Below are 25,600 nucleotides of genomic sequence, written 5' to 3' on the forward strand. Positions count from 1 at the left end.
CGCGTATTCAACGGCGAGCTTACCGGCGAACTCAGCGGCGAACTCAGCGGCGAGTTCAACGACGAGCCACGGCGGCGGCAGTTTGCCCGCGCGAGGCGGCGCGCGTTTCGCCGCTCATGTCGCGGGCGCCCCAGCGCTGCGCGAGCGCGGCGCACACCATCAACTGGATCTGATGGAACAGCATGAGCGGGAGAACGACTGCGCCCACGGCCTGCGAGGCGAAGATGACCTTCGCCATCGGCACGCCGGCGGCCAGGCTTTTCTTCGAGCCGCAAAAGATGATGGTGATCTGGTCCGCGCGCGAAAAGCCGAGCCGCTTGCTCACGAGAATGGTGACGCCCAGCGCGAGCGCGAGCAGCACGACACTGATGAGCAGCACGCCGCCGAGGGCGGAGAGCGGAATCTGGTGCCACAGGCCCTCGGTAACGGACTCGCTGAACGCGCCGTACACCACCAGCAGAATCGAGCCCTGGTCGACGAACTTGAGCACGCTGCGATGCCGCTCGATCCACTTGCCGATCAGCGGGCGCAGCAGTTGGCCCGCCACGAACGGCACCAGCAATTGCAGCACGATATTGCCGACGGTGTGCCACGGGGAGCTACCGCCCGCCGCCTGATTCGTAACGAGGACGCTGACGAGCGCTGGCGTGACGAAGATGCCGAGCAGACTCGAGGCCGACGCGCTGCAAACGGCGGCCGGCACGTTGCCTTTGGCAATGGACGTGAACGCGATAGAGGACTGAACCGTCGACGGCAACGTGCAGAGGAAGAGGACCCCGGCATAGAGCGCCGGCGTGACAAGTGGCGAAAGGAGCGGTTTAAGCGCGAGGCCGAGCAGCGGAAACAGCGCGAACGTGCTGAGCAGTACGACTATATGCAGACGCCAGTGCGTGGCGCCCGCAACAATCGCTTCCCGCGAAAGCTTCGCGCCGTGTAGGAAGAACAGCAGGCCGACCGCGACGTTCGTGACCCAGTCGAACCCGACGGCGGCCTGCCCGTGAACCGGCAACAGGCTGGCGAATATCACGGTGCCGACGAGGCACAAGGTGAAGTTGTCGGGAAGCAGTTTCGGGCGGGCCATGTCGGATTCTCGAAATCGGTAATGCGGGACTGCACGCAAGGGGCGTGCGCGAAGCGCCGCGGATCAGCGCCAGGGAAAACCAGTATTCTCCCGCGAAAGCGATTGAAAACGCAAATTCATTTGCCGAATCTATTGATGAGTGATGCGCATTCGGAGCTGCGTGCTGTCCACGGTTGGCCGTGAATTCGCAGGCGGTTGTGCATGCGCGAGGCGCACGGTTTTGGCTTTGTCGGTCCCGACATCATGCGCGCACAACAGACCCTTGCCACCCGTTTCCGCTACGCGTTCCGCGAATGCCAGGAGCGCGATCCGGAACCGCCATAAGGCGGTTTCCGCAAGGGTTATGTCGTAGAAAAACGTCGCAGTAACAAGGTGTTACAACAGCGGGCGAGGCCTAACACTTTTTGGCTCGACACCCTCTGCCGACGACCATAAATTACCGTTCAAAGGCCGTCGGGAATGCCCCGCGCCGCGAGCTTTTCCGCGGCGCCCGCGCCAGTCCCTCAACAAGTCCGCCGCAGCTCGAACGGTGGGCTTCAGGCAAGTCTTCGGGCAAGTGAGTCACGGGTGGACGGGTTGTCGAGAACGAAGCACTGGCTGTGGGGCGCGCTTGTTGTCGCGCTGTGCTCGTTCGCCTACGCCAAAGGGCCGGGCGTTGCCGGTTTCGCCGTCGACAGCTACGGTCACGGCAATTACGTCAACCGCGACGTGGGCGGCGCCTTCCACCGCTCGGGCGCGCCTGTCTCCAATATTCGCCGTGTCGCCGGACCGGGCTCTTATCCCGGCGAAGGCCGCGGCGGCATACCGTACCCCGGCGTGATCACGCCCGTCAGCGCCGAATCGCGTCCCGGACAGCGGCCGCAGTCCAACCCGCCGGTTCGCTCGGGCTCGATCCGCGCCGACGTCGCGCGATATAACGAAGAACGCAGCTCCATCCGCTCGATCCAGCGCCAGGGCGACGACAGCCGCCCGCCCGAAGCTTCGCCCTACCGTAACTAACTTGCGCTGACGTTGGCCGCTTGCAGCCGGTTTGGCCCGAGGCGTTTACACGCGCACGTCGCATACGCATACAACGTCCGTTGCTCCACGACGTATCCCGCGCATTTCACAAGCAACTCCGCCTTTCAATCCGCTTCGCATCCGCATTACATCTCAATTCTCTTGTCACAAGCATTGAAACGCCTCCGCTCTAGTTGACGTTTCGACGCCACACTTTTTTGAAAACACTCGGCAGCAGACCGTCTCCCGTCGTCAAATCGGGGCGGTTATGCGGCGCTGCGTCATCGGGATGTCATGTGAAGCGTTATTAACCGGCTGGCGTGCCGCGAGCGCTGCCTGGCGCGATTCATTGCGTCTGCCGCGGCACCGCGAAACGGCTTGCACAACGGTCTTTAACCGGCCGATAAACGACGAACCTAATCAGACCGATATACCGGCAATAACGAGCCATGTTTTTGTTTATAAAAATGGTCCGCAAAGATGGTCCCGCCCAGATTGGCTCGATGATCGGACGGACAACAACAATGGTTCGCGCGAGCTTGCCCTTTCGCACAGCCACACCCTTTTTGACAAAGACTGGAGAATCCATGAAAACAAACATCAGCCGTGCGCTGAAGACCACCCTCAAGGCGACCGCATGTGCCGCTTTGCTGGCCGGCGCATCGTCTGCTTTCGCGCAATCGAGCGTGCAGCTTTATGGCCAGGTCGACGAATGGGTCGGCGCGCAGAAATTCCCCGGCGGCAAGACCGCAGTGGGCGTGTCCGGCGGCGGCATGTCGACCTCGTACTGGGGTTTCAAAGGGGCTGAGGACCTGGGCAACGGCTACAAGGCGATCTTCACACTCGAAGGATTTTTCCGCGCGCAAAACGGCCAGTACGGCCGCTTCACCGGCGACAGCACGTTCTCGCGCAACGCCTACGTCGGTATCGAATCGCCGTACGGCACGGTCACGGCCGGCCGTCTGACCACCCATTTGTTCGTGTCGACGATTCTGTTCAACCCGTTCATCGACTCGTACGTTTTCTCGCCGATGGTCTACCACGTCTATCTCGGGCTCGGCACGTTCCCGACGTACTCGACGGACCAGGGCGTGACCGGCGACTCCGGCTGGAATAATGCGGTGCAGTACCAATCGCCGAATTTCAACGGACTGTCGGCAAGCGCGATGTACGCGCTCGGCAACACGACGCAGAACGGCGCGAAGAAGTGGAGCGGCCAGGTGCTGTATTTCCACGGCCCGTTCGCCGCGACCGCCGTCTATCAGTACGTGAACTTCAACAACACGCCGGGTGATCTGGGCAGCTTCGATTCGTCGGGCGTGCCGGGCCTGAAGGCGCAAAGCGTCGCGCAACTCGGCCTGTCGTACGACCTGAAGTACGTGAAGCTGTTCGGTCAGTACATGTACACGCATAACGACCAGACGCTGACGAGCTGGCATGTGAACACGGCGCAAGGCGGCGTGTCAGTGCCGTTCGGGCCGGGCACGGTGATGGCGTCGTACGCGTACTCGCGCGATGGCGGCGGCTTCGACCAGACCCGTCAGACGGCCGCGGTCGGCTACGACTATCCGCTGTCCAAGCGCACCGACGTTTATGCGGCTTATCTGTACGACCACATCAGCAATCAGTCGAGCGGCAACACGTACGGCGTCGGCTTGCGCGCGAAGTTCTAGGCGCGGCTGAAACGCGGGGCGCGGCGGCTCGCTTGTGTCGCTGCGCGCCAAGCGATGTTCGGCGCAGTTAACGTTGCAGTCGAAGTCGCAGCCGCAGTCGAAGTCGCAGCCAGGCTCGCAGTAACCACAAAGCCCGCGTTCTCACCGAACGCGGGCTTTCGTCGTTTTAGTCATTCGGCATTGCTCGCACGCGGCCTTTCCCCACCGGTTCTTGATAAACCATGCAAAATGACGCCGATTAATTCCTTGAGCGAGCGATTCGATGGACACCCTCGTCAGCATGAAAGTGTTCCGGCAAGTGGTCGAGGTGGGCAGCTTCGTCGGCGCGGCTGAGCGGATGGAAATGTCGGCGGCGATGGCGAGCAAGCATGTGATGCATCTCGAACAGCAGCTCGGCGCGCGCTTGCTCAATCGCACGACGCGCCGCGTCGCGCCGACCGAGGCGGGCCGCGAATACTACGAGCGTCTGAGTCAGGTGCTCACCGAACTAGAGGAAGCCGAGCAGGTGGTCGGCGCGGCGAGCGTGGTGCCGCAAGGGCGCTTGCGCGTGTCGTCGTTGTCGGCGTTCGGGCTCAGCCACGTGATGGCCGCCGTCGCCGACTACGCCGCGCAGTATCCGCAGGTCACCGTCGACATCACGTTGTCCGACCGCGTGGTCGAGCTGATCGACGAGGGCTTCGACGTTGCGATTCGCGCTTCGCCGAGCGGCATGAAGTCGTCGTCGCTGATTGCCCGGCCGATCGCGATGGCGCATCTGCTGCTGTGCGCGTCGCCCGATTACTTGCGCCGGCGCGGCACGCCCAAAACAGCCGCCGATCTCGCGCGCCACAACTATCTGCAGTACGCGGGCGTGTCGGCGCTCGATGTCATGCAAACCACGGGCGAGGCGGCGCGCGTGCGCTTGTCCGGCAATCTGATCGTCAACCATCTCGAGGCGCAACGCGTGATGGTGCTGCATGGCGCGGGCATCGCGCTGCTCGGCACCGAGGTGATCGGCGCCGATCTGGCGGAAGGGCGTCTCGTGCCGCTGCTCGTCGATGAAGTGCCGCCGCGCGAGCTGCCGATCCATGTCGTCTACGCAAGCCGTCGCCATTTGTCGGCGAAGGTGCGGTCGTTCGTGGATTTTCTGGCTGACCGCTTCGCGAACGAATCGCTGTGGCCGTCGCTTGAGCAGATCAAGGCGATGGCGGTGAGGTAGCGCCCCCTTTCGCTATACTGGTTGCCAGCACCCGCACACGCAAACAGCGTAACGATTGGGGGAGACATGACCGATCTGTCCTCGCCGCAGCGCGCCGCCAGCCACGAGCTGCCCGCCGGCCGGCGCTTGCGTTTCGTCACTGCCGCAGCCTTGTTCGACGGCCACGACGCGTCGATCAACATCATGCGGCGCATTCTGCAAGCAAGCGGCGTGGAGGTCATCCACCTGGGCCACAACCGTTCCGTCGATGAAGTCGCGACCGCCGCGCTTCAGGAAGACGCCGACGGCGTCGCGGTGTCGAGCTACCAGGGCGGCCACAACGAATACTTCCGCTATCTCGTCGATCTGCTGCGCGCGCGCGGCGGCGAGCGCATCAAGGTGTTCGGCGGCGGAGGCGGCGTGATCGTCCCCGAGGAAATCGTCGCGCTGGAACGATACGGCGTCGAAAAAATCTATTCGCCGCACGACGGCCAGCGGCTTGGCCTGCAAGGCATGATCGACGACATGATTGGGCGGTGCGCAGCGCTTGCGCGCGAGAGCGCCGCGGTGCCGAGGGGCACAGCCGGCGCAGTCGGCGAATGGATCGACGGTTTGACGGCTGGACGCACCGAACACCCCACCACCATCGCGTTCCGCCACCTCGCCCAACTCATCAGCGCATTCGAAACCGGCGCCGTCACCGCCGCCGAGCGCAGCAAAATCGCGACCCTGGCGCAAGCCGCGCAGATTCCCGTGCTGGGCATCACCGGCACGGGCGGCGCGGGTAAATCGTCGCTGACGGATGAACTGATCCGCCGCTTCCGCCTAGATTACGGCGACGCGCTCACCATTGCCGTGCTCGCCATCGACCCATCGCGCCGCAAGTCGGGCGGCGCGCTGCTTGGCGACCGCATCCGCATGAACGCGATCGGCGATTGGGACGGCGGCGCGCGCGGCGGTGCACGTATCTACATGCGCTCGATGGCGACGCGCGAGGCGTCGAGCGAAATCTCGAACGCGCTGCCCGACGCGCTGATGCTCTGCAAGGCAGCGGGCTTCGATCTGATCGTCGTCGAGACGTCGGGTATCGGTCAGGGCGACGCCGCCATCGTGCCGTTCGTCGACGAATCGCTGTACGTGATGACGCCTGAGTTCGGCGCGGCGAGCCAGCTCGAAAAAATCGACATGCTCGATTTCGCCGACTTCGTCGCGATCAACAAGTTCGACCGCAAGGGTGCTGCCGATGCGCTTCGCGATGTCGCGAAGCAGGTGCAGCGCAATCGCGGCGAGTTCGTGAAGCCGCCCGACGCGATGCCGGTGTTCGGCACGATCGCTTCGCGTTTCAACGACGACGGCGCGTGACCGCGCTCTACGTGCATCTCGCGAACGCGTTGCACAAGCATGGCCTGCGCGCGGACGGCGGCGGACGTCTTGCCGCGCGAGCCGACCTGCGGTTTTCGAGCGGCCGTCATGCAATCGTCCCGCCGGCGCGCGTGCGCTATCTCGCGGAAATCGCGCAGACCGTTCACGTTTATCGCGAGCGCGCCGATGCGCAGGCGCGCATCGCGCGTGAACGCTGGCAACTCATCGAAGCGCGCCGAATGCTCGGCGAAGCCGACACGAATGACAACGACACAAACAACGACACAAACGCCAACGCACCCACAGCCCAACTCGACGCACTAATCGAGCAACGTACAGCCGCACTAGGCGAACACGAACGCAAGCTACTCGACGCCTGGCCGCAAACCGTCGCCGCGTATTCCGGCGACGAACACGTCATCCGCATTCGCGACCGCGAGATCCGCACGGCGCTCACGGTCACCACCTTGTCCGGCACGCCGATCCGCAAAGTTGCGCTGCCGAAGTTCGTCGATCACGGCGAGATTTTGCGCTGGCTCATGCTCGAGAACCTGCCCGGCTACTTCCCGTTCGCCGCAGGCGTATTCCCGTTCCGCCGCGAAAACGAAGACCCGACGCGTATGTTCGCGGGCGAAGGCGACCCGTCGCGCACCAGCCGGCGTTTCAAGCTGCTGTCCGAGGGCATGCCGGCCAAGCGTCTTTCCACTGCTTTCGATTCCGTCACGCTGTACGGCGAAGAGCCGCACGAACGGCCGGACATCTACGGCAAGGTGGGCAATTCGGGCGTGTCGGTCGCGACGCTCGACGACATGCACGCGCTCTACGACGGCTTCGATCTGTGCGCGCCGGAAACGTCGGTGTCGATGACGATCAACGGCCCCGCGCCGACCATCCTCGCGATGTTTTTCAACGTCGCGATCTATCAGCAGATCACGCGCAAGCAACACGAACTAGGCCGCGCACTCACCGACGACGAACTCGCCGCGACGCGCCACATCGCGTTGGAAAATGTGCGCGGCACCGTGCAGGCCGACATCCTCAAAGAAGACCAAGGCCAGAACACCTGCATCTTTTCGACGGAATTCAGCCTGAAAGTGATGGGCGATATTCAGGCGTACTTTGTCGAACACGGCGTGCGCAATTTCTATTCGGTGTCGATCTCCGGCTATCACATTGCCGAGGCCGGCGCGAATCCGATCTCGCAACTCGCCTATACGCTCGCCAACGGCTTCACCTATGTCGAGGCGTACCTCGCACGAGGCATGTCGATAGACGACTTCGCGCCGAACCTGTCGTTCTTCTTTTCGAACGGCATGGACCCGGAATACACGGTGCTCGGCCGCGTCGCGCGACGCATCTGGGCAATCGCGATGCGCGAACGCTACGGCGCGAACGAGCGCAGCCAGAAGCTCAAGTATCACGTGCAGACGTCGGGGCGCAGCCTGCATGCGCAGGAGATCGACTTCAACGACATTCGTACCACGCTGCAAGCGCTGATCGCGATCTACGACAACTGCAACTCGCTGCACACCAATGCCTTCGACGAAGCCATCACCACACCCACCGAAGAGTCGGTGCGTCGCGCGGTGGCGATTCAGTTGATCATCAATCGCGAATGGGGACTCGCGAAGAATCAGAACCCGAATCAGGGCAGTTTTGTGATCGACGAATTGACCGATCTCGTCGAAGAAGCGGTGCTCGCCGAGTTCGACCGGCTCACCGAGCGCGGCGGCGTGCTCGGCGCAATGGAGACGGGTTATCAGCGCGGACGCATTCAGGACGAGTCGATGCTGTACGAGCATCGCAAGCATGACGGCTCGTATCCGATCGTGGGTGTGAATACATTCGTGAGCGCGCATCCGCATGAGGCGCCGCAGCCCATCGCGCTCGCCCGTTCCACCGACGAAGAAAAGCAAAGCCAGCTAAAACGCCTGCGCGATTTTCAGGCGCGGCATCGCGAGGCCGCGCCTGCCGCGCTGGAGCGTCTGAAGCGCGCGGTGATCGACGATGAAAACGTCTTTGCGGTGCTGATGGACGTGGTCCGCGTGTGTTCGCTCGGACAGATCACGCACGCGCTGTTCGAGGTTGGCGGGCAGTATCGGCGGAACATGTAGGCGGGCGAAGCCTGGCGTCAGCGCGCGATGCCGAGGCGCGCCTTCGCGTCGTCGTATTCCTTCGACAAACGCGCGACCAGTTCGCTCACGCTCGGCACGTCGTCCATCAGGCCGACGCCCTGGCCCGCGCCCCAGATGTCTTTCCACGCCTTGGCCTTTTCGTTGGCAAAGTTCATCTTGGTCTTGTCCGATTCCGGCAGCGCATCTGGATCGAGCCCGGCGTTGACGATGCTCTCGCGAATGTAATTACCATGCACGCCCGTGAACAGGTTCGTGTAGATGATGTCCGACGCCGACGAGCTCACGATAGCCTGCTTGTAGCTCTCCACCGCGTGCGCCTCTTTGGTCGCGATGAAGCGCGTGCCCATGTACGCGAGGTCTGCGCCCATCGCTTGCGCGGCGAGGATCGAGCCGCCGTTCGCGATCGCGCCGGACAGCACGATCGGGCCGTCGAAAATGCGCCGCACTTCGCCGACCAGCGCAAACGGCGACGTGGTGCCCGCATGACCGCCCGCGCCCGACGCCACCAGGATCAAACCGTCGACGCCCGCTTCGAGCGCCTTCTGCGCGTGACGCAGATTGATCACGTCATGCAGCACGATGCCGCCATAGCTGTGCACGGCGTCGACAATTTCTCGCGCCGGCGCGCGCAGGCTCGTGATGAAGATCGGCACCTTGTGTTCGACGCATACGCGCACGTCGTGCTCGAGCCGCGTATTCGATTGATGAACGATCTGGTTGACGGCAATCGGTCCGATGCGCGCGTCGGGATTCGCAGCGCGATGCTCGGCGAGTTGCGCCTGAATCTGCGTGAGCCATTCGTCGAGCAACTCGGCAGGGCGCGCATTCAGCGCCGGAAACGAACCGACGATGCCGGCCTTGCACTGCGCCAGCACGAGCTCGGGATAGCTGACGATGAACATCGGCGAGGCGACGACAGGCAACGCCAGATTTTGCAGAACGGCGGGCAATGCCATAGTGCGAGTCTCCTGATTGACGAGCCGGTGTGCGCGAGGCGCCCGGCTATTTGATGAGTTTAGCGGCATGCGGCGCGCGCCGCGTTGCAGCCGACAGCATGCATAGATGCTGGAACGTTTAAGAACGGTCGTTCGATTATAGGCGAAGCGCTCGCGCCGCGTTCGCCGCATCGTTTAGAACGGTTGGAAGGAGTGTTCAGGTTCTATGCTTGCGTGGGCTATCCCACCGCGTGCGGACACATTGGGCTTTTACAATGCACGCACTCCAAACGACAAGAGACACGGCCATGGCCTTCGAGAATTTCACGCCCTTTCGCGTCGCCGCGGGCGATGCGGATATCTTTGGAGTGAAGGGCGGAGCGGGGCCGCCGCTTCTGCTGCTGCACGGCCATCCGCAATCGCATCTGATCTGGGCGCGCTGCGCCGAGCGACTGGCTCAGCACTTCACGGTCATCGCCACCGATCTGCGCGGCTACGGCGCATCGGGCAAGCCGGCGAGCGACACGGCGCACACGCCGTATTCCAAACGCGCGATGGCCGCCGATCAAATCGCCGTGATGCGCCACTTCGGCTTCGAGCGCTTTCTGGTTTGCGCGCACGATCGCGGCGCGCGCGTCGCGCATCGCATGGCGCTCGATCACGCGGATGCCGTCGAGCGTCTGATGCTGCTCGACATCGCGCCGACGCTAGCGATGTACGAAGCCACCGACCGCACGTTCGCCACGCATTACTTCCACTGGTTCTTCCTGATCCAGCCCGAGCCGCTGCCGGAGACGCTGATCGGCGCCAATCCCGCCGCGTATGTCGATGCGGTGATGGGCAGCCGTCATGCTGGCCTCGCGCCGTTCGAACCGGCCTCGCTCGACGCGTATCGCGCGGCGCTCGCGCAACCAGGCGCGGTGCACGCGATGTGCGAGGACTACCGCGCGTCGGCGAGCATCGATCTCGAACACGACCGCGCCGACATCGAACGCGGACATAAGATTGCTTGCCCATTGCGTGTGCTGTGGGGCGAAAACGGCGTCATCGAAAAGTGCTTCGACGCGCTCGCCGAATGGCGTCATGTGGCGCGCGACGTGAGCGGGCGTTCGTTGCCGTGTGGCCACTATCTGCCGGAAGAGGCGCCGGACGAATTGCTCGCCGAAATGCTGTCCTTCTTTGAAGCGATAGAGCGGTAAAGCGCGAAGGCCGTTGTGCTTCGCGCGCCTACCCAAGCGGCGGCAGCCGCCGCGCCAAAGGCGTTGACTTGACGATTGCCGTGCTTGTCTCCGCGCGCTCGGTGACCTTCGACAGAATCTCGTCAAGCTGATCGATCGTCCGCAGATAAAGACGGCAGATGAAGCAATCGTCGCCCGTCACCTTGTCGCATTCGACGAACTCCGGAATTCGCCGGATCACTTCTTCCACCAGATGCAACTGCCCCGGCAGCGGCTTGACACGCACGATGGCTTGCAGCGTGAAGCCGAGCGCGCGCGGATCGAGCTGCACCGTGAAGCGCTCGATCACGCCTTGCGCCTCGAGCCTGCGGATGCGCTCGGCCGTGCTCGGCGCCGAAAGTCCGACGAGCCGCGCCAGTTCGCTGACCGGGCGGCGCGCATCTTCGGCGAGCGCGGCGAGTAGCGCGCGATCGGTTTCGTCGAGCGGGACAGGCGCTAACGGAGTAAGGCGTTTCGTCATGACGGCCTTCGAATTTTAGGTGGTATGGCGGTATGGCTTAAGTTTATCCATGTATTCGCTCGACCGGATTATTTACACTGCTTGCCATACAGGAATCCATTCGAGGATCGAATCATGGCTTCAAACGACATCCGCCGCGGCGCGGCGGAGATGAGCGTGGCAATGCTGATGTCGGGCACAATCGGCTGGCTGGTCGTGTCGTCGCAGCAAAGCGCATTTAACGTGGTGTTCTTCCGCTGCATTTTCGGCGGCGCGACGCTCGCGCTCGTATGCGCAGCGCTCGGCCTCTTCAGGCGCAAGCTGTTCTCGTGGAAGATGATTGGCCTCGCGCTGCTCGGCGGCGCGGCGATCGTCGCCAATTGGGTGCTGCTGTTCGCCGCGTATTCGCGTGCGTCGATCTCGATGGCGACGGCCGTCTACAACACGCAGCCTTTCATGCTGGTCGCGCTCGGCGCAATCGTGTTTCGCGAGCGGATCAGCGCGTCGACGGTGCTATGGCTCGTGCTCGCGTTCATTGGGCTCGTGTTCGTCGTGAAGGTCGAGCCCGCGGTGCTGGCCGTGCCGGGGCAGTATCTGGTCGGCATCGGCTATGCGGTCGGCGCGGCGGCGATGTACGCGGTGTCGTCGATCATCACCAAGCATTTGAAGGGCACGCCGCCGCATCTGATCGCGCTGATCCAGGTGCTGCTCGGCGTGGTGATGCTCGCGCCGCTCGTGCGTTTCGACGCGCTGCCGGCCACGGGCGTGCAGTGGCTCGAGCTGGTCGTGCTGGGCGTGGTGAACACCGGGCTCATGTATGTGCTGCTGTATGGCGCGATCCAGAAGCTGCCGACTTCGATGACCGGCGCGCTGTCGTTCATCTATCCGGTGGTCGCGATCATCGTCGACAGAATCGCGTTCGGACAGACGCTTGCGTGGATTCAGGTGCTGGGCGCGGTGCTGATTCTGCTTGCCGCCGCGGGCGTCAATCTCGGCTGGCGCATCGTGCCGCAAAGACGCGCGCCGTCTGTTTGAATGCGGCGCTTTCCTGTTTCAGCCGGAGGCAGCCGATGCAAACGCCCAAATGCTACGGATTGCAAACGAACCACGTTTGTTCATATCAGCGGAATAATGGTTCGCAAAGCTAATGTCGGCGCCGGTTTGCGCGCGCCGGCGTGTATGCGGGTTAACAGCCGCCGTCATGCATCTGTAGGGAAATCACTGATGCGGCCGAAAATCGCGCGCGCGTATCATTCGGGCAGACGCTGATCACGTCCGACAGAATTTCCGCCGCTCGCCTTCACAGGTTGAGCGGCTTTCTTTTTGTGGCGGCGGTTTTTGCGTGAGCGCTGCTGCTGCTGCACGTCGCTGCCTTACTTCACTGCACGACTGCATTCCCGGTTGCAGCGCTATCGCGCGACGATCCTTTCACCATCCACCGTAAGCGGCCCATTCCCGGCAGCCAGCTCGCCGACGATCGCTTTGACAAGCGCGGGCCACTCGCCGCGCGGTTTCAGCATCGAGGCCGCCGCGCGCATTGCCGCAGCGCCGTCGAGCATCTCCAGCAACGCCGCGAAGCTCGTTGCGCGCACATCGAGCAGCTTGAAGACGATCAATACCTTCAGCGCATTCTTTGCATTGCGCGCCGGATCGGCCCGCAGCCACGCGAGCCGCGAGAAAGAGCGCTCCAGCGCCTGCTCGACGTTCGTAAAGGGCGCGCCATGACCGGGGATCACGACGCGCACGTCGAGCGCGGCAATCGCCTCGAGCACCGCCTGCTGCTCGGCAAAACCGCTGTCGCCTTCGAGCTCCGGAAAGATCACGCCGAAGCCGTTTTCCCACAGCGCGTCGGCGCTGATCAGTAGGCGCTCGGCCGCGCAGTACAGCATCAGCGAATGCGGATCGTGGCCGGGCGCGCCGAGCACCTGCCAGTCGAGTGCGCCGAGGCGCAGCATCGCGCCCGGCGCGATCGTGCTGGTGAACACAAAGCGCTCGCAAGTCTGCGCGGTCGCGCGGAAAGTCAGACGCGCTTCGTCCCAGTCGCGCACCGCGTCGGCTTCGCAGGCGGGAATGAGCGTGCGGCACGGCCACGTCGTTTGCAACAGCGCGTTGCCGCCGCAATGATCCGAATGCAGATGCGTGTTGACGATCAGATCGAGCGGCCGCTCGCCCAGCGCCTGCTGCACGAGCGCGCGTGTTTGCTGCGCATGCGTCGCGTAGCCGGTATCGACGAGCGCGGCGCAGTCGTTGTCGATGAGCAGCACGTTGTTCGACGACAGCCAGCCGCGCTCGAACACGCGCACCGATGCGGGCAATGCGATGGTCAATGCAGTGGTCAACTCGGTCATAGCGTGCCCGTGTTGATGCTCGCGTCGACGGACGCCTCGGGCTTCGGCATCACGAGAATGGTCGATGCGCCCACAACGGTCACTTCGCCGCGCTGATTTCTGACCGTGCCTTCCAGATGCGTCAGGTCGCCGTGCAGGCTCGGCTTCCAGTAAGCATCGCGCACGCGCCATGTCATGACGAGCGTGTCGCCGGCGTGCGCAGCCTTCTTCAGCTTGATGTCGAACTCGAGTCCGAGCGGCTGCGCGTAGGTCGAAAAATGCGTGGCGAGAAGCGCCATGAAATGCGCGGTGGGCTGCGTGCCCGACGCGATGAGACCGCCGAATCGGCTTTGCGCAGCATAGGCCTCGTCGTGATGCAGCGGGTTCAGATCGTTGACGAGCGTCGCGAACGTTTTCACCGAATCCGCCGACAGCGCGAGCGTCGCGCTAAACGTCTCGCCGATGGTGACAATGCGCGGCGCCGCGTTCATCGTTGCACCTTCGCCTGGCGGGCGATCAATTCGGCGCGGCGCGCTTCGAGCGCGTCCCACACCGCGCGTTTTTCGTCGTCGTCGTAGAGCGACCAGCCGGCGATTTCGTCGATGGTGCGCAGGCACCCTTCGCACCAGCCGCTCGACGCGTCCATCCGGCACACGTTGATGCACGGCGACGGCACGCCGCCGCCTGTCGCTGCGTGATCGATTCGCGCTGTCATCGGATTCAGGCCGTCTCGCGCAGCGCCACGTCGACCACCGGCGCGCCCGTCAACGCAATCAGTTCCTGCGCGGTCAGATTGAACACCGCGTGCGGATGACCCGCGGCGGCCCACAGGCTGTCGAGCGCGAGCAGGTCTTCGTCGATCAGCGTGACGGGTTCGACCGCATGCCCGACCGGACACACGCCGCCGATCGCATAGCCGGTTTTTTCGCGGACGAACTTCGCATCCGCGCGGCCAATCTCGCCGACCTGCGCCGCCACTTTCTTTTCATCGACGCGATTTGCGCCGCTCGCGACCACCAGCACCGGCGCGTCGTCTTCGCGGCGGCGAAACAGAATCGACTTCGCGATCTGCGCGACCGAACAGCCGAGGCCCGCGGCGGCCTCCGCGGAAGTCTTGCCGGTTTCGGGCAGCATCACGACCCGTCCCGCGTGACCGCGTTCGCGCAGCAGCAGCGCGACACGGCGTGCGGAATCCGGCAATGCGGTGAGGTCGTCGGAGTCGAGAAAAGCGTGGTCCGTCATCGTTTCAGGTCCTGATGGTTTGAGTATGGGTGTTGCGCCTCAAGCATGCCGTTCGGTCCGGCTCATACGCAATTGGCGGCTTCGCTGCGCGCCTTCGCAAGCAACGCCTTGCCCGCGCGCGAGACGTTCGGCCGGCCGATTGCCGTCGAAATGAAATCGCCGATGCCCACGACTTGCGCGAGGTCGATGCCCGTTTCGATGCCAAGGCCGTTCATCAAGTACAGCACGTCTTCGGTGGCGACGTTGCCTGTTGCGCCCTTCGCATACGGACAGCCGCCGAGCCCGGCCACCGACGCGTGATAAATCTCGATGCCTTCCTGCAACGCCGCGTAGATATTCGCGAGCGCCTGGCCGTAGGTGTCGTGAAAGTGCCCGGACAGACGCTCGCGCGGAAACACGCGGGTCACGGCTTCGAACACTTCGCGCGTGCGCTTGGGCGTACCCACGCCGATCGTATCGGCGATATCGATCTCGTCGCAACCGAGCGCCGCGAAACGTTGCACCACGTCGACCACCGACGCCACCGGCACTTCGCCCTGATACGGACACCCGAGCGCGCACGACACGCTGCCGCGCATGCGCAAGCCGTGCTGCTTCGCCGCCTGCGCGACCGGCGCGAATCGCTCGATGCTTTCCGCGATGCTGCAATTGATGTTCTTCTGCGAGAACGCTTCGCTCGCTGCGCCGAAGATCACGATCTCGTCGGCGCGCGCGGCGAGCGCACCTTCGAAGCCGCGCAGATTCGGCGTGAGCACCGAATAGATCGTGCCGGGGCGCCGCTCGATGCCGGCCATCACGTCGGCGCCGTCGGCCATTTGCGGCACCCATTTCGGCGACACGAACGACGCCGCTTCGACGTTGCGAAAACCCGCTGCGGCGAGCCGGTTGATCAACTCGACCTTGATCGCCGTCGGCACGAAGTCCTTCTCGTTTTGCAGACCGTCACGCGGACCGACTTCGACAATTTTCACTTGCTGGGGTACGGCCATGTTGTGTCTCCTTGACGTGATTGTGACTCCACGCCGTCAATATCCGCGCTCGATATTCACCACGCCGCCGACGGCTTCGCCGCGTTCGAGCGCGAGCATTTTTTGCGCGATCTGCGCGACGCTTTCTTCGCGCAAGGTCAGCGCCGACATGTGCGGCGTGACGGTAATGCGCGGCTCCTGCCAGAACGGATGATCGGGCGGCAACGGCTCTTCCTGAAACACGTCGAGCGTGGCCGCGGCGAGTTGACCGCTTGCCAGCGCGTCGAGCAGATCGGCTTCCACCAGATGCGCGCCGCGTGCAACGTTGATCAGATACGCGCCGCGTGCGAGCTTCGAAAACGTGCGGGCGTTCAGCACGTTCGCGGTATCCGGCGTATGCGGCAGCAGATTGACGAGCACTTTGACGCCGTCGAGAAACGCGTCGAAACGCGCTTCGCCGGCGAACGTCGTGATGCCTTCCACTTGCTTCGCGCTGCGGCTGTAGCCGCGCACCGGCATGCCGAATCGCGCGACCGTTTGCGCGACATGTGCGCCCAGCACGCCGAGCCCGAGCACGCCGACCGTGAACGTGTCTCGCGGATGCGGATCGAGCACTTGCCAGCGGCGCTCGCGCTGCAGCGCTTCGTATTCGTCGAAGCGCCGCAGATAACGCAGCACCGCGTGCGTCACATACTCGGCCATTTGCGGCGCCATGCCGGTGTCTTCGAGACGGATCAACGGCGCGTTGGGCGGCAAGGTGCCGGGCTGCTCGCGTTCGAGCGCCAGAATCGCGTCGACGCCCGCGCCCAGATTGAAGATCGCGCGCAAATCGGCACGGCCGGCCAGCATCTCGCGCGGTGGCCGCCAGACGACCGCGAAATCGGCGGGCGCGGTGTCGCCGGGTTGCCACTCGCGCAGATCGGCTTGCGGCAGCAAGCGGGCGAAGTCATGCAGCCAGGCCGCGGCTTCGGCGTTCGGCATATAGAAGAGGACTTTCATGCGGCCTCACCGTTGCACGCGCAACGGCCCCGGGTCACGCCGCGCGCGCGGTGCGGGCGCGTCGGGCGGCGGGACGGCTGCAAGGCTCGCGACGGCTGCGGCGCGGCGCGCGACGCTGACGACATGAGGGCTCCTCCTTTTATGGGCAGGCTTCATTCTACTTTTTCGCCGACGATCCCGCGCGCTTGCGCACGACCGTCCGTTTTCGGCTTCGCGCTCCGCAGATTCAACCGATAAACAAAGCACAAAAACTTGGTTCGTCCGCGCGACGGGCGGCGGGACAATGACTACCCGGTTTTCCCTTTGCGAGGGACAGACATGCTTTCATGCACCAGATCGCCGTGGCCGCCGCGGCTCGTGACCGTTCCGGGTCTGCACGGCAGCGAGGGCGCACATTGGCAAACGTGGCTCGAACGCCAGTTCGCGCGCTCGTTGCGCGTCGAGCAGGCCGACTGGGATGCACCGGACGTCGCCGGTTGGGCCAACTCGCTGCGCGAGTTGCTCGCGCGCGAACGCGGGCCGTTCGTGCTCGCCGCGCACAGCTTCGGATGTCTTGCTGCCGCTCACGCGTTGCAGCAGGCGTCGTATGCGAACGAAGTGGTCGGCGTGCTCCTCGTCGCGCCCGCGAGCCCGCAAAAGTTCGCCTTCGCCGGATCGTTCGAGGCACGGCGGCTGGGCGTGCCGTCCATTCTGATCGGCAGCGAAACCGATCCGTGGATGCCGCTTGCCGGCGCTCGCGAACTGGCGCAGCGTTTCGGCAGTGCGTTCGTCAATCTCGGCGATGCGGGGCACATCAATACCGCAGCCGGATTCGGACCGTGGCCGCGGGCCAAGTATTTCATCGACACGCTCGTGCACTGCGCGGCGCCGCTGCGCTTTCGCGACGAAGCGCTCGAGATCGGGCAGCACGCGCTGGTTTAACGCGCGGGCTCGAGTGCGTTGCTCGGGCCTGCCCGGCTCGCCGCGTATAAGCGATCCGCTAGAATCCCGCTTGATGCTGCGCGATTGCGCGGCCACAGGTTTTTAACATCGATAGCGGGGACAAGATGGCAGGCAAGACGGGGACTTCACGCTGGCTGGCGGCCGGCTTTACGGCGCTCACGCTCGGCTTCGGCGCTGGCGGCATATCGGCGGCGCATGCCGAGACGTCGTTGATGAATGTGTCGTACGACGTAACGCGCGAGTTGTACAAGGACATCAACGCGGGCTTCATCGCCGCGTATAAGCAGAAGAGCGGCGAGACGGTGTCGATTCGCCAGTCGCATGGCGCGTCGAGCGCACAGGCGTTGTCGGTATTGCAGGGCTTGCAGGCCGACGTCGTGACGATGAACCAGCCGAACGACATCGACCTCCTTGCGGAAAAAGGCCAACTGGTGCCCGCAAACTGGCGCACGCGTCTGCCGGACGACAGCGCGCCGTACACGACGACGATGGTGTTCCTCGTGCGCAAGGGCAATCCGAAGCACATCAAGGACTGGGACGATCTCGCGAAGCCCGGCGTGCAAGTGGTGATCGCGAATCCGAAGACGTCCGGCAACGGACGCTACACGTACCTCGCCGCGTGGGGTTATCGCAAGCAGCACGGCGGCACCGATGCGCAGGCGCTCGACTTCGAAAAGGCGCTGTTCAGAAACGTGCCGGTGCTCGACACGGGCGGCCGCGGCGCGACGACGACGTTCACGCAACGCGGTATCGGCGACGTGCTGGTCACGTTCGAAAACGAAGTCGCGCTGATGAACAGCGACGTGGGCGGCGGCAATTTCGAGGCGGTGTATCCGTCGGTGAGCCTGCTGGCCGCACCGCCGGTGTCGATCGTCGACAAGGTGGTCGACAAGCGCGGCACGCGCAAGGAAGCGCAGGCGTATCTCGACTATCTGTGGTCGCCGGCCGCGCAGGAGATCATCGCGCAACATCACTTGCGTCCGCGCGACAAGAACGTGCTCGCGAAACACGCCGCGGAGTTCAAGCCGATCAAGACCTTCACCGTCGAAGAAATGTTCGGTAGCTGGCAGAAAGCGCAGCAAACCCATTTCTCCGACGGCGGGACTTTCGATCAGATCATCGTCGACAGGAAGTAATGCGCTTTACGCGTGTTCGCAGCCGTGCTCGCAGCCGCTCTTGTCGAGCGGCATCTGCTGCGCGGCTTCGGCGCGAATGCCGAGGCGCGCGAGCAGCTTGCGGTCCGCTTCGGCTTGCGGGTTGCTGGTAGTCAGCAACTGATCGCCGTAGAAAATCGAGTTCGCGCCCGCGAGAAAACACATTGCCTGCAACGCCTCGTCCATCTGCTCGCGGCCGGCGGACAGGCGCACCATCGCGCGCGGCATCGTGATGCGCGCAATCGCGATGGTCCGCACGAATTCGAACGGATCGATCGCTTCCGTGCCGGTCAACGGCGTGCCTTCCACTTGCACCAGATTGTTGATCGGCACCGATTCCGGATACGGCTCCATGTTCGCCAGTTGCGCGATCAGGCCCGCACGCTCGCGGCGCGATTCGCCGAGGCCGACAATGCCGCCGCAGCACACGTTGATGCCCGCATCGCGCACGCGTTCCAGCGTGTCGAGACGATCCTGATACGTGCGCGTCGAAATGATCTGGCCGTAAAACTCCGGCGACGTATCCAGATTGTGGTTGTAGTAGTCGAGGCCGGCCTCGCGCAACGCTTGCGCCTGATGCGTCTCGAGCATGCCGAGCGTCACGCAGGTTTCGAGTCCCATCGCCTTCACGCCGCGGATCATGTCCTTGATCGGCTCGAGATGGCGGTCCTTCGGATTGCGCCATGCGGCGCCCATGCAGAAACGCGTCGCGCCGTTTTCCTTCGCGGCTTTCGCGGCGGCGAGCACTTCGTCGACCGGCATCAGCTTGTCGGCTTGCAGGCCCGTGTCGTGATGCACCGACTGCGGACAGTAGGCGCAATCTTCCTCGCAGCCGCCGGTCTTGATCGACAGCAGCGTCGACAGTTGCACGGTGTTGGCGTCGAAATGCTCGCGATGCGTTTGCTGCGCGCGAAACATCAGGTCGTTGAACGGCAGTTCGTACAGCGCGACGATGTCGGCGACGCGCCAGCGCGCGAGCTGTTTGCCCGCAGCGTCGGCGTTGGCATTGGCGTTCGCGTTGACGTTGGCATTGTTAAGGGCAGCCGTATCAGCGGATGCAGCAGCGATGTTCAGTTGCGTCATGTGGTCGATCCTCATGAGTGGACGTGATGTTCAATTCAGCGCTGCGCGTCGCGCAGCGTTTGCAATAGCCGGTGAATGTCGAGCCGTTCAGCCGCGAGTTCGGGCGATGCCGGGCTCATATGCGGCACGATGCCGAGCAACGGCGCGTGATGTTCGCGCGCGAGATGCTCGTGGATCGACGCGATGTTTTCGTCGGGAAAAGTCATGTCGGGATCGACGCGATTCGCGACCCAGCCGGCAAGCGTGAGTCCGCGCGCGGCGATGGCCTCGGCGGTTAGCAACGCGTGGTTGATGCAGCCAAGGCGCATGCCGACCACCAGCACAACGGGCAGCTTCAGGGCGACGGCGAGGTCGGCCGTGTCGTGCGTCGCCGTCAACGGCACGCGAAAGCCGCCGACGCCTTCCACGACGACGACGTCCGCGCGCGTCAACGCTTCGCTATGACACGCGACGATGTGGTCGATATCGAATGCAACGTTTTCCAGCGCGGCGGCAATGTGCGGCGCGGCCGGTTCTTTCAGCAGATACGGCGTGCGCATCGCAGGCGGCAACAGCACGTTGGAGGCCGCGTCGAGCTGGTCCGCGTCTTCGTTATGCAGTTCGCCGTTCACCTCGAACGCGCCCGCTGCGATCGGCTTCATCGCGGCCGCTTGCAGTCCCTCGCGAACGAAGCCTCGCAATAATGCCGACGACACGAAGGTCTTGCCGATTTCCGTGTCCGTGCCGGTGACGAAGAGTGACAGTGCAGTGTTCGCAGACGTCATGCGCTTTGCTCCCCCGCGGCTTGCAAGCCCGCTTCGAGCCGGTCGAGATCCGCATGCGAATGCGCGGCCGACAGCGAAATGCGCAAGCGCGATGTGCCGGCCGGCACTGTCGGCGGCCGAATCGCGGGCACCCACAAACCCGCGCGATCGAGCGACGCGGCAATCTCGAGCGTCGCGTCGTTCGCGCCGATAATGAGCGGCTGCACGGCGGTATGCGAATCGACGGGAAGCCACGGCGTGGTCTTGAGCATGGCGCGCGTGCGCTCGATCAATTGCCGAAGATGCGCGCGCCGCTCATCGCCTTCATCGCCGCCGATAATGCGCAGACTCGCCGACACCGCGTGCGCGGCAGCCGGCACCGAAGCCGTGGTGAAAATGTACGGACGCGCGCGTTGCACGAGCCACTCGATCACGGTCCCGTGCGCCACGACGAATGCGCCCGACACGCCCGCCGCCTTGCCTAGCGTGCCGATGGAAATCAGATTCGGCGAGCGCAACGCGGCTTCGGCGATCGCGCCGCGGCCTTGCGGACCGAGCACGCCGAAACCGTGCGCATCGTCGACGATCAGCCACGCGCCGTGCCGCTCCGCAAGTTCGAGAAGACGCGGCAGCGGCGCGATGTCGCCGTCCATGCTGAACACCGTATCGGAGACGATGACCTTCTCGTCCGCGTCCGACGCGTCGAGCATCGCGCTCAGCGCTTCCATATCGCAGTGCGGGTAGATCTGCACGTCGGCTCGCGACAGACGCGCTCCGTCGATCAGCGAAGCATGGTTGAGCGCATCGGAGAACAGCGTCGTGCCGCGGCCCGCGAGCGCGGTGAGCGTCGCGAGATTCGCCATGTAGCCGGTGCTGAAGTACAGCGCGCGCGGCGCATCGACGAATCCGCCGACGAACTCCGCGAGATCGTCCTCGAGCTGCGCATGCGCGCGCGAATGGCCGCCGAGCAGATGCGAACCGCCGCTGCCCGCACCATAGCGTTGTGCGCCTTCCGCGATGGCCGCGATCAACTGCGGATGCGCGGCGAGTCCGAGATAGTCATTGCTCGCAAAGCCGACGATCTCGCGGCCGTCGACCGTCATATGAGCCGCGCACGGCGTGTCGACGGTGCGGCGGCGACGGCGCAGACCGTGTTCGTCGATCTCCTTGAGTCCCTGCGAAAGTTTGTCGAGCAGATGCATTAGCGCAGCTCCGCGAGCGTGGCGTCGAACGTTTCGCGCGTGCGCGAGGCGAGCAGCGCGATCTCTTCGTCGTCGAGAATGTATGGCGGCATCAGGTACACGGTGGTCGAAATGGGGCGCAACAATAGCTCGCGCTGCAAGGCATTTTCGAAGAAGCGGCGCGAAAAGGTTTTGGCATGCTGAGCGTTTTCGATGACTGCGTCGAACGCGAAAATCGTTCCGCACTGGCGCAGATTGCGCACATTCGCGTGTTCCGCGAGCGGCGCGAGTGCGGCCTTCAGCGTTGCCGACTTTTGCGCGTTGACCGCGAGCACGTTGTCGCTCGCGAACAGGTCGAGCGTTGCGAGCGCCGCGCGGCACGCGAGCGGATTGCCGGTGTACGAATGCGAATGCAGAAAGCCGCGAGCCGTGTCGTCGTGATAGAAGGCTTCGAAGATTTCGTCGCGTGAAAGCACGATGGAAAGCGGCAGATAACCGCCGCTAATGCCCTTTGACAGACACAAGAAGTCCGGCCAGATGCCTGCCTGTTCGCAAGCGAAGAAAGTGCCGGTGCGGCCGCAGCCGACGGCGATTTCATCGGCGATCAGATGCACGCCGTACTGATCGCACAGCGCACGCAAACCGGCGATGTACGACGCGTCGTGCATCGCCATGCCGGCTGCGCATTGCACGAGCGGCTCGACGATCAGCGCGGCGATTCTGGTGGCGCGTGCTTCGAAGAGCGAACGCACCGCTTCGAGCGCGCGACGCGCGACATCGGCGGCTGTTTCGCCGGGTTGTGCAAGGCGCGCGTCCGGCGAAGCCACGACGTGAGCGTTGCGGATCAGCGGGTCGTAGGCGTCCTTGAACAACGCGACGTCTGTCACGCCGAGCGCGCCGATCGTCTCGCCGTGGTAACTGTTCGCAATGCAGACGAATTCCTGCTTGTCGGCGAAGCCGCGATTGCGCCACGCGTGGAAGCTCATTTTCAGCGCGATTTCGACGGCGGATGCGCCATCCGATGCAAAGAACGCGTGGCCCAGTGTGTGATCGGTGAGCGCGTTGAGGCGCTCGGCGAGTTCGATTGCGGGCTCGTGCGTGCAGCCGGCAAGCATCGCGTGCTCGAGCGTGTCGAGCTGATCCTTCAGCGCCGCGTTGATGCGCGGATTCGCGTGGCCGAACAGGTTGACCCACCACGAGCTGATCGCGTCCAGATAGCGATGACCGGACTGGTCATAGAGCCACGCGCCTTGACCGCGCGCGACGGGTATCAGGGGCAGACGCTCGTGATGCTTCATCTGCGTGCAGGGATGCCAGACCGCGCGCAGGCTTCGGGCGATCCAGTCTTCCGTGGATGTGGGTGATGTTGCTGACATTTCCAAGGCGTACTCCAGGGTGCTTTTTTGCGGCCGCCGTGGGTTCTTTTTGTCAGGTTTTTGGGGCGCGGTGCGTCGCGTTTTTCAGCGATGCGCGACCCTACGGCTAGCGTGCGGGGTCGAGATTAGCGGTTTCTTCGGGGCTTTGCACTAGCGGTTTGGCGGCGAATTTCGGCTGCCGGTGCGGGGTTCGGCGCTGTTCGCGGCAGGTGATTTGCGTTTTGCCGTAAAGGGCGCAGAAGGGCGGAATTAGCGACGGAAAAGTATTGGGGGTAGTGGAGCAAAAGATGGGCGCTCGGGGGCCTCGCAATCAGATATGACCTATTTTGTGGCAATCGTTGTGTCGATGCTGACCTTGACGAATCTTGACACATCTGCCTCGCGCGGTTCGGTACGTTACGGCCTTCTTACCAATCCGCAACAGAAAAACGATGAACCGCAGGGCATTCAGGCTGGTATTCAGCCGGCTAAGGGCAATGCTGGTTGCCGTCGAGGAATCGGCCACGGCAACAGGCAAGGGTAATGGCGAGACCGCTGCAACGAGGCGCGTGCTCGCGACTCCATCCAGCACGCAACAGCACAGCTTCGCGCTGCGAAGCATCGCACTTGCGGCCCTTGTGCTGCTCGGCGCCCTGCCCGCTTTCACCGTAGCGCAGATCGTGCCGGGCGGCGCGAACGCGCCGGGCGTCATCACGACGCCGAACGGGCTGAACCAGGTGAACATCAACCGGCCGTCCGGCGCGGGCGTGTCGGTCAACACATATAACCAGTTCGACGTGCAGCAGCGCGGCGCGATCCTTAACAACTCGCCGACCATCGTGCAGACGCAGCAGGCGGGCATGATCAACGGCAATCCGAACTTCGCGCCGGGACAGTCCGCGCGGATCATCGTCAACCAGGTTAATAGCAGCGCGGCGAGCCAGATTAACGGTTATCTCGAAGTCGCCGGGCAGAAGGCGCAGGTCGTGATCGCCAACGGCTCGGGGATCAGCGTGAATGGTGGCGGTTTCATCAACACGTCGCGCGCGACGCTCACCACCGGCACGCCGAACTACGGCACGGACGGCAGCCTCACCGGGTTTAACGTGAGCGGCGGCAATATCACCGTGCAGGGCGCGGGGCTGAATGCGGGCGACGTCGATCAGGTCGATCTGATTGCGCGCGCCGTGCAGGCGAATGCCGCGATTTACGCGAAGAACCTGAACGTCATCACGGGCGCGAACAGTGTCGATTATGGGACGCTGAACGCGACGGCCATCGCGGGTAGTGGCGCTGCGCCGGGGGTGTCCATCGACGTGAGCAGTCTCGGTGGCATGTACGCAAATCGTATCGTTCTGGTGGGCACCGAGAACGGTGTGGGCGTGTCGACGAAGGGCGTGCTCGCTGCGCAGGCGGGTGACGTGACGTTGACCACGCAGGGCAAGCTGGTCCTCGGCGGGCAGACGAACGCGAGCGGCAATATCGCGATTAACGCGCGTGACGGGATCGACAATAGCGGGACCACGTATGCGCAGCAGAATGTCAGCGCGAGTACCGCAGGTACGCTGAGTAATAGCGGCACGTTTGCCGCGCAGCAGAGCACCACCGTCAACGCGGGCAGCGTGGCATCGACGGGTACGCTCGGCGCGGGCGTGAACAGCGATGGCAGCCTGGCAACATCCGGCGATCTGTCGGTGACGGCGGGCGGTGCCCTCGCGGCAACCGGGCGCAATGCAGCGGGCAGGAATGCGAATCTGCAAGGCGAGTGGGTCAATGTCGCGGGCAGCAGTACGTCGGCGAATGGGAGCATGGCGTTGACCGCGACGGGCGGTGATGTGAATACCGCTGGCGCGACGACAACCGCCGGCAGTACGCTCGTGGTTAATGCAGCGGGCTCGCTGACCAATGACGGCGGTGCGCTTTCATCGGGTGGCACGCAGACGGTCAATGTGGGCGCGCTCTCGAACAGCAACGGCCAGATCGTTTCGGGCAGTGTTTTAAATGCAAACGTCGTGGGGGCCGTGTCCAACACGGGCGGCACGATGCAGGCCGCAGGCGCGCTGACGGCGAACGCTGGGTCATTCGACAACACCGCGGGCCATATCGCATCGCTCAATGCGGACGGCCTGACGCTCTCCGCGGCGGGCACGTTGAATAACGGCGCGGGCGGCACGGGTCTGGGCACCATCGGCGGCAACGGCAATGTGACCGTGCAGGCCGGACAGATTGCGAACGCGGGTTCGATCACGGCGGTGTGCAGAACCTGACTGCGGCTGCGGCGCAAAGCCTGTTCAGCAACGGCACGTTGGCCGCCAACGGAAACGTGAACGCATCGGCAGGCACGACACTCGCGAACGCCGGCACATTCACGGCCGGCCAGCAGGCAGTGATCAGCGCGGCGACCGTCGATAACAGCGGCGGCTCGACGAGCGCAAACCTGCTCACACTGCACGCGACGAACCTCGTCAATCACGGCGGCACGATCACGCAGACCGGAACCGGCGCGACGACGGTCGATGTAGCGGGCACGCTCGACAACTCGGCGGGCGGCACGCTGCAAACGAACA

22 protein-coding genes and 1 pseudogene are annotated in these 25,600 nt (G+C 64.0%); 10 read left to right on the top strand and 13 right to left on the bottom strand.

The genetic code is table 11. The features are described from left to right. Window positions 1-55: 55 nt before the first annotated feature. Window positions 56-1,081 (bottom strand): bile acid:sodium symporter family protein, encoded by a 1,026-nt coding sequence (locus ABIE53_RS02690; protein ID WP_006048180.1) that lies wholly within the window; start codon window positions 1,079-1,081, stop codon window positions 56-58. 201 nt (window positions 1,082-1,282) lie between these two features. Here ABIE53_RS02690 and ABIE53_RS02695 point away from each other — a divergent pair, with 201 nt between their 5' ends. The 5 genes and pseudogenes from ABIE53_RS02695 to icmF all read left to right on the top strand — a co-directional run bounded on the left by ABIE53_RS02695 (window position 1,283) and on the right by icmF (window position 8,406). Further along, window positions 1,283-1,405 (top strand): hypothetical protein, encoded by a 123-nt coding sequence (locus ABIE53_RS02695; protein WP_310073918.1) that lies wholly within the window; start codon window positions 1,283-1,285, stop codon window positions 1,403-1,405. A gap of 243 nt (window positions 1,406-1,648) precedes the next feature. Next, complete coding sequence (locus ABIE53_RS02700) at window positions 1,649-2,080, top strand: hypothetical protein (protein WP_029969549.1); 432 nt, start codon at window positions 1,649-1,651, stop codon at window positions 2,078-2,080. A gap of 587 nt (window positions 2,081-2,667) precedes the next feature. Beyond that, the gene (locus ABIE53_RS02705; RefSeq protein ID WP_006048177.1) at window positions 2,668-3,753 is read left to right on the top strand and encodes a porin; all 1,086 of its coding nucleotides are present in this window, start codon (window positions 2,668-2,670) and stop codon (window positions 3,751-3,753) included. 262 nt (window positions 3,754-4,015) lie between these two features. Beyond that, window positions 4,016-4,951 (top strand): LysR family transcriptional regulator, encoded by a 936-nt coding sequence (locus tag ABIE53_RS02710; protein WP_006048176.1) that lies wholly within the window; start codon window positions 4,016-4,018, stop codon window positions 4,949-4,951. A 66-nt stretch (window positions 4,952-5,017) separates the two neighbouring features. Further along, a pseudogene (icmF, locus tag ABIE53_RS02715) lies at window positions 5,018-8,406 on the top strand (fused isobutyryl-CoA mutase/GTPase IcmF). Window positions 8,407-8,423: 17 nt separating this feature from the next. Here the strand turns inward: icmF and ABIE53_RS02720 are convergent. Next, window positions 8,424-9,383: an NAD(P)H-dependent flavin oxidoreductase gene (locus ABIE53_RS02720; protein WP_006048174.1), complete on the bottom strand. Its 960-nt coding sequence runs from the start codon at window positions 9,381-9,383 to the stop codon at window positions 8,424-8,426. Between the two features lie 287 nt (window positions 9,384-9,670). On the opposite strand from ABIE53_RS02720, the gene ABIE53_RS02725 reads away from it, so the two are divergent. Next, the gene (locus tag ABIE53_RS02725; RefSeq protein ID WP_192699986.1) at window positions 9,671-10,561 is read left to right on the top strand and encodes an alpha/beta fold hydrolase; all 891 of its coding nucleotides are present in this window, start codon (window positions 9,671-9,673) and stop codon (window positions 10,559-10,561) included. A gap of 28 nt (window positions 10,562-10,589) precedes the next feature. Here ABIE53_RS02725 and ABIE53_RS02730 read toward each other — a convergent pair whose 3' ends face one another. Continuing rightward, window positions 10,590-11,060, bottom strand: coding sequence for an Lrp/AsnC family transcriptional regulator (locus tag ABIE53_RS02730; RefSeq protein ID WP_192699987.1), 471 nt, complete (start codon window positions 11,058-11,060; stop codon window positions 10,590-10,592). 114 nt (window positions 11,061-11,174) lie between these two features. On the opposite strand from ABIE53_RS02730, the gene ABIE53_RS02735 reads away from it, so the two are divergent. Beyond that, window positions 11,175-12,074: a DMT family transporter gene (locus tag ABIE53_RS02735; RefSeq protein ID WP_192699988.1), complete on the top strand. Its 900-nt coding sequence runs from the start codon at window positions 11,175-11,177 to the stop codon at window positions 12,072-12,074. Between the two features lie 374 nt (window positions 12,075-12,448). Here ABIE53_RS02735 and ABIE53_RS02740 read toward each other — a convergent pair whose 3' ends face one another. The 6 genes from ABIE53_RS02740 to ABIE53_RS02765 all read right to left on the bottom strand — a co-directional run bounded on the left by ABIE53_RS02740 (window position 12,449) and on the right by ABIE53_RS02765 (window position 16,575). Continuing rightward, entirely contained in the window at window positions 12,449-13,387 is a 939-nt protein-coding gene (locus ABIE53_RS02740) for an MBL fold metallo-hydrolase (protein WP_192699989.1), read from the bottom strand. Beyond that, on the bottom strand, window positions 13,384-13,857 hold the full coding sequence (locus tag ABIE53_RS02745; protein WP_192699990.1) for a MaoC family dehydratase: 474 nt from the start codon (window positions 13,855-13,857) through the stop codon (window positions 13,384-13,386). The genes ABIE53_RS02740 and ABIE53_RS02745 overlap by 4 nt, the downstream gene beginning before the upstream one ends. Then, window positions 13,854-14,081 (bottom strand): DUF1289 domain-containing protein, encoded by a 228-nt coding sequence (locus tag ABIE53_RS02750; RefSeq protein WP_114155719.1) that lies wholly within the window; start codon window positions 14,079-14,081, stop codon window positions 13,854-13,856. Before ABIE53_RS02750 ends, ABIE53_RS02745 begins: the two co-directional genes overlap by 4 nt. A gap of 5 nt (window positions 14,082-14,086) precedes the next feature. Next, a complete protein-coding gene (locus tag ABIE53_RS02755) occupies window positions 14,087-14,608 on the bottom strand; it encodes a YbaK/EbsC family protein (protein WP_006048167.1) in 522 nt (173 codons plus the stop codon). A gap of 62 nt (window positions 14,609-14,670) precedes the next feature. Then, window positions 14,671-15,597 (bottom strand): hydroxymethylglutaryl-CoA lyase, encoded by a 927-nt coding sequence (locus ABIE53_RS02760; RefSeq protein WP_006048166.1) that lies wholly within the window; start codon window positions 15,595-15,597, stop codon window positions 14,671-14,673. Between the two features lie 36 nt (window positions 15,598-15,633). After that, window positions 15,634-16,575, bottom strand: coding sequence for a 2-hydroxyacid dehydrogenase (locus tag ABIE53_RS02765; protein WP_192699991.1), 942 nt, complete (start codon window positions 16,573-16,575; stop codon window positions 15,634-15,636). Between the two features lie 318 nt (window positions 16,576-16,893). Between ABIE53_RS02765 and ABIE53_RS02770 the strand changes: the two genes are divergently transcribed. Continuing rightward, the gene (locus tag ABIE53_RS02770) at window positions 16,894-17,496 is read left to right on the top strand and encodes an RBBP9/YdeN family alpha/beta hydrolase (protein WP_006048164.1); all 603 of its coding nucleotides are present in this window, start codon (window positions 16,894-16,896) and stop codon (window positions 17,494-17,496) included. A gap of 125 nt (window positions 17,497-17,621) precedes the next feature. Continuing rightward, on the top strand, window positions 17,622-18,653 hold the full coding sequence (locus tag ABIE53_RS02775) for a sulfate ABC transporter substrate-binding protein (protein WP_192699992.1): 1,032 nt from the start codon (window positions 17,622-17,624) through the stop codon (window positions 18,651-18,653). A 6-nt stretch (window positions 18,654-18,659) separates the two neighbouring features. Here the strand turns inward: ABIE53_RS02775 and bioB are convergent, their stop codons facing one another. From bioB to bioA, 4 genes are read right to left on the bottom strand one after another with little or no spacing between them, the layout of a single operon-like run. Further along, on the bottom strand, window positions 18,660-19,754 hold the full coding sequence (gene bioB, locus ABIE53_RS02780; protein ID WP_006048162.1) for a biotin synthase BioB: 1,095 nt from the start codon (window positions 19,752-19,754) through the stop codon (window positions 18,660-18,662). 35 nt (window positions 19,755-19,789) lie between these two features. Continuing rightward, window positions 19,790-20,518: a dethiobiotin synthase gene (bioD, locus tag ABIE53_RS02785; protein ID WP_029969564.1), complete on the bottom strand. Its 729-nt coding sequence runs from the start codon at window positions 20,516-20,518 to the stop codon at window positions 19,790-19,792. Further along, window positions 20,515-21,699, bottom strand: a complete 1,185-nt coding sequence (bioF, locus tag ABIE53_RS02790; RefSeq protein WP_114155724.1) for an 8-amino-7-oxononanoate synthase — start codon at window positions 21,697-21,699, stop codon at window positions 20,515-20,517. The genes bioD and bioF overlap by 4 nt, the downstream gene beginning before the upstream one ends. Further along, window positions 21,699-23,060 (bottom strand): adenosylmethionine--8-amino-7-oxononanoate transaminase, encoded by a 1,362-nt coding sequence (gene bioA, locus ABIE53_RS02795; protein ID WP_114155725.1) that lies wholly within the window; start codon window positions 23,058-23,060, stop codon window positions 21,699-21,701. The genes bioF and bioA overlap by 1 nt, the downstream gene beginning before the upstream one ends. A gap of 425 nt (window positions 23,061-23,485) precedes the next feature. Between bioA and ABIE53_RS31955 the strand changes: the two genes are divergently transcribed. Then, window positions 23,486-25,300, top strand: a complete 1,815-nt coding sequence (locus ABIE53_RS31955; protein ID WP_502922724.1) for a two-partner secretion domain-containing protein — start codon at window positions 23,486-23,488, stop codon at window positions 25,298-25,300. The last annotated feature ends 300 nt before the right edge of the window (window positions 25,301-25,600 follow it).

The organism is Paraburkholderia sp. OAS925 (assembly GCF_040543975.1).
In the GTDB taxonomy this organism is placed as follows: Bacteria; Pseudomonadota; Gammaproteobacteria; order Burkholderiales; family Burkholderiaceae; genus Paraburkholderia; species Paraburkholderia graminis.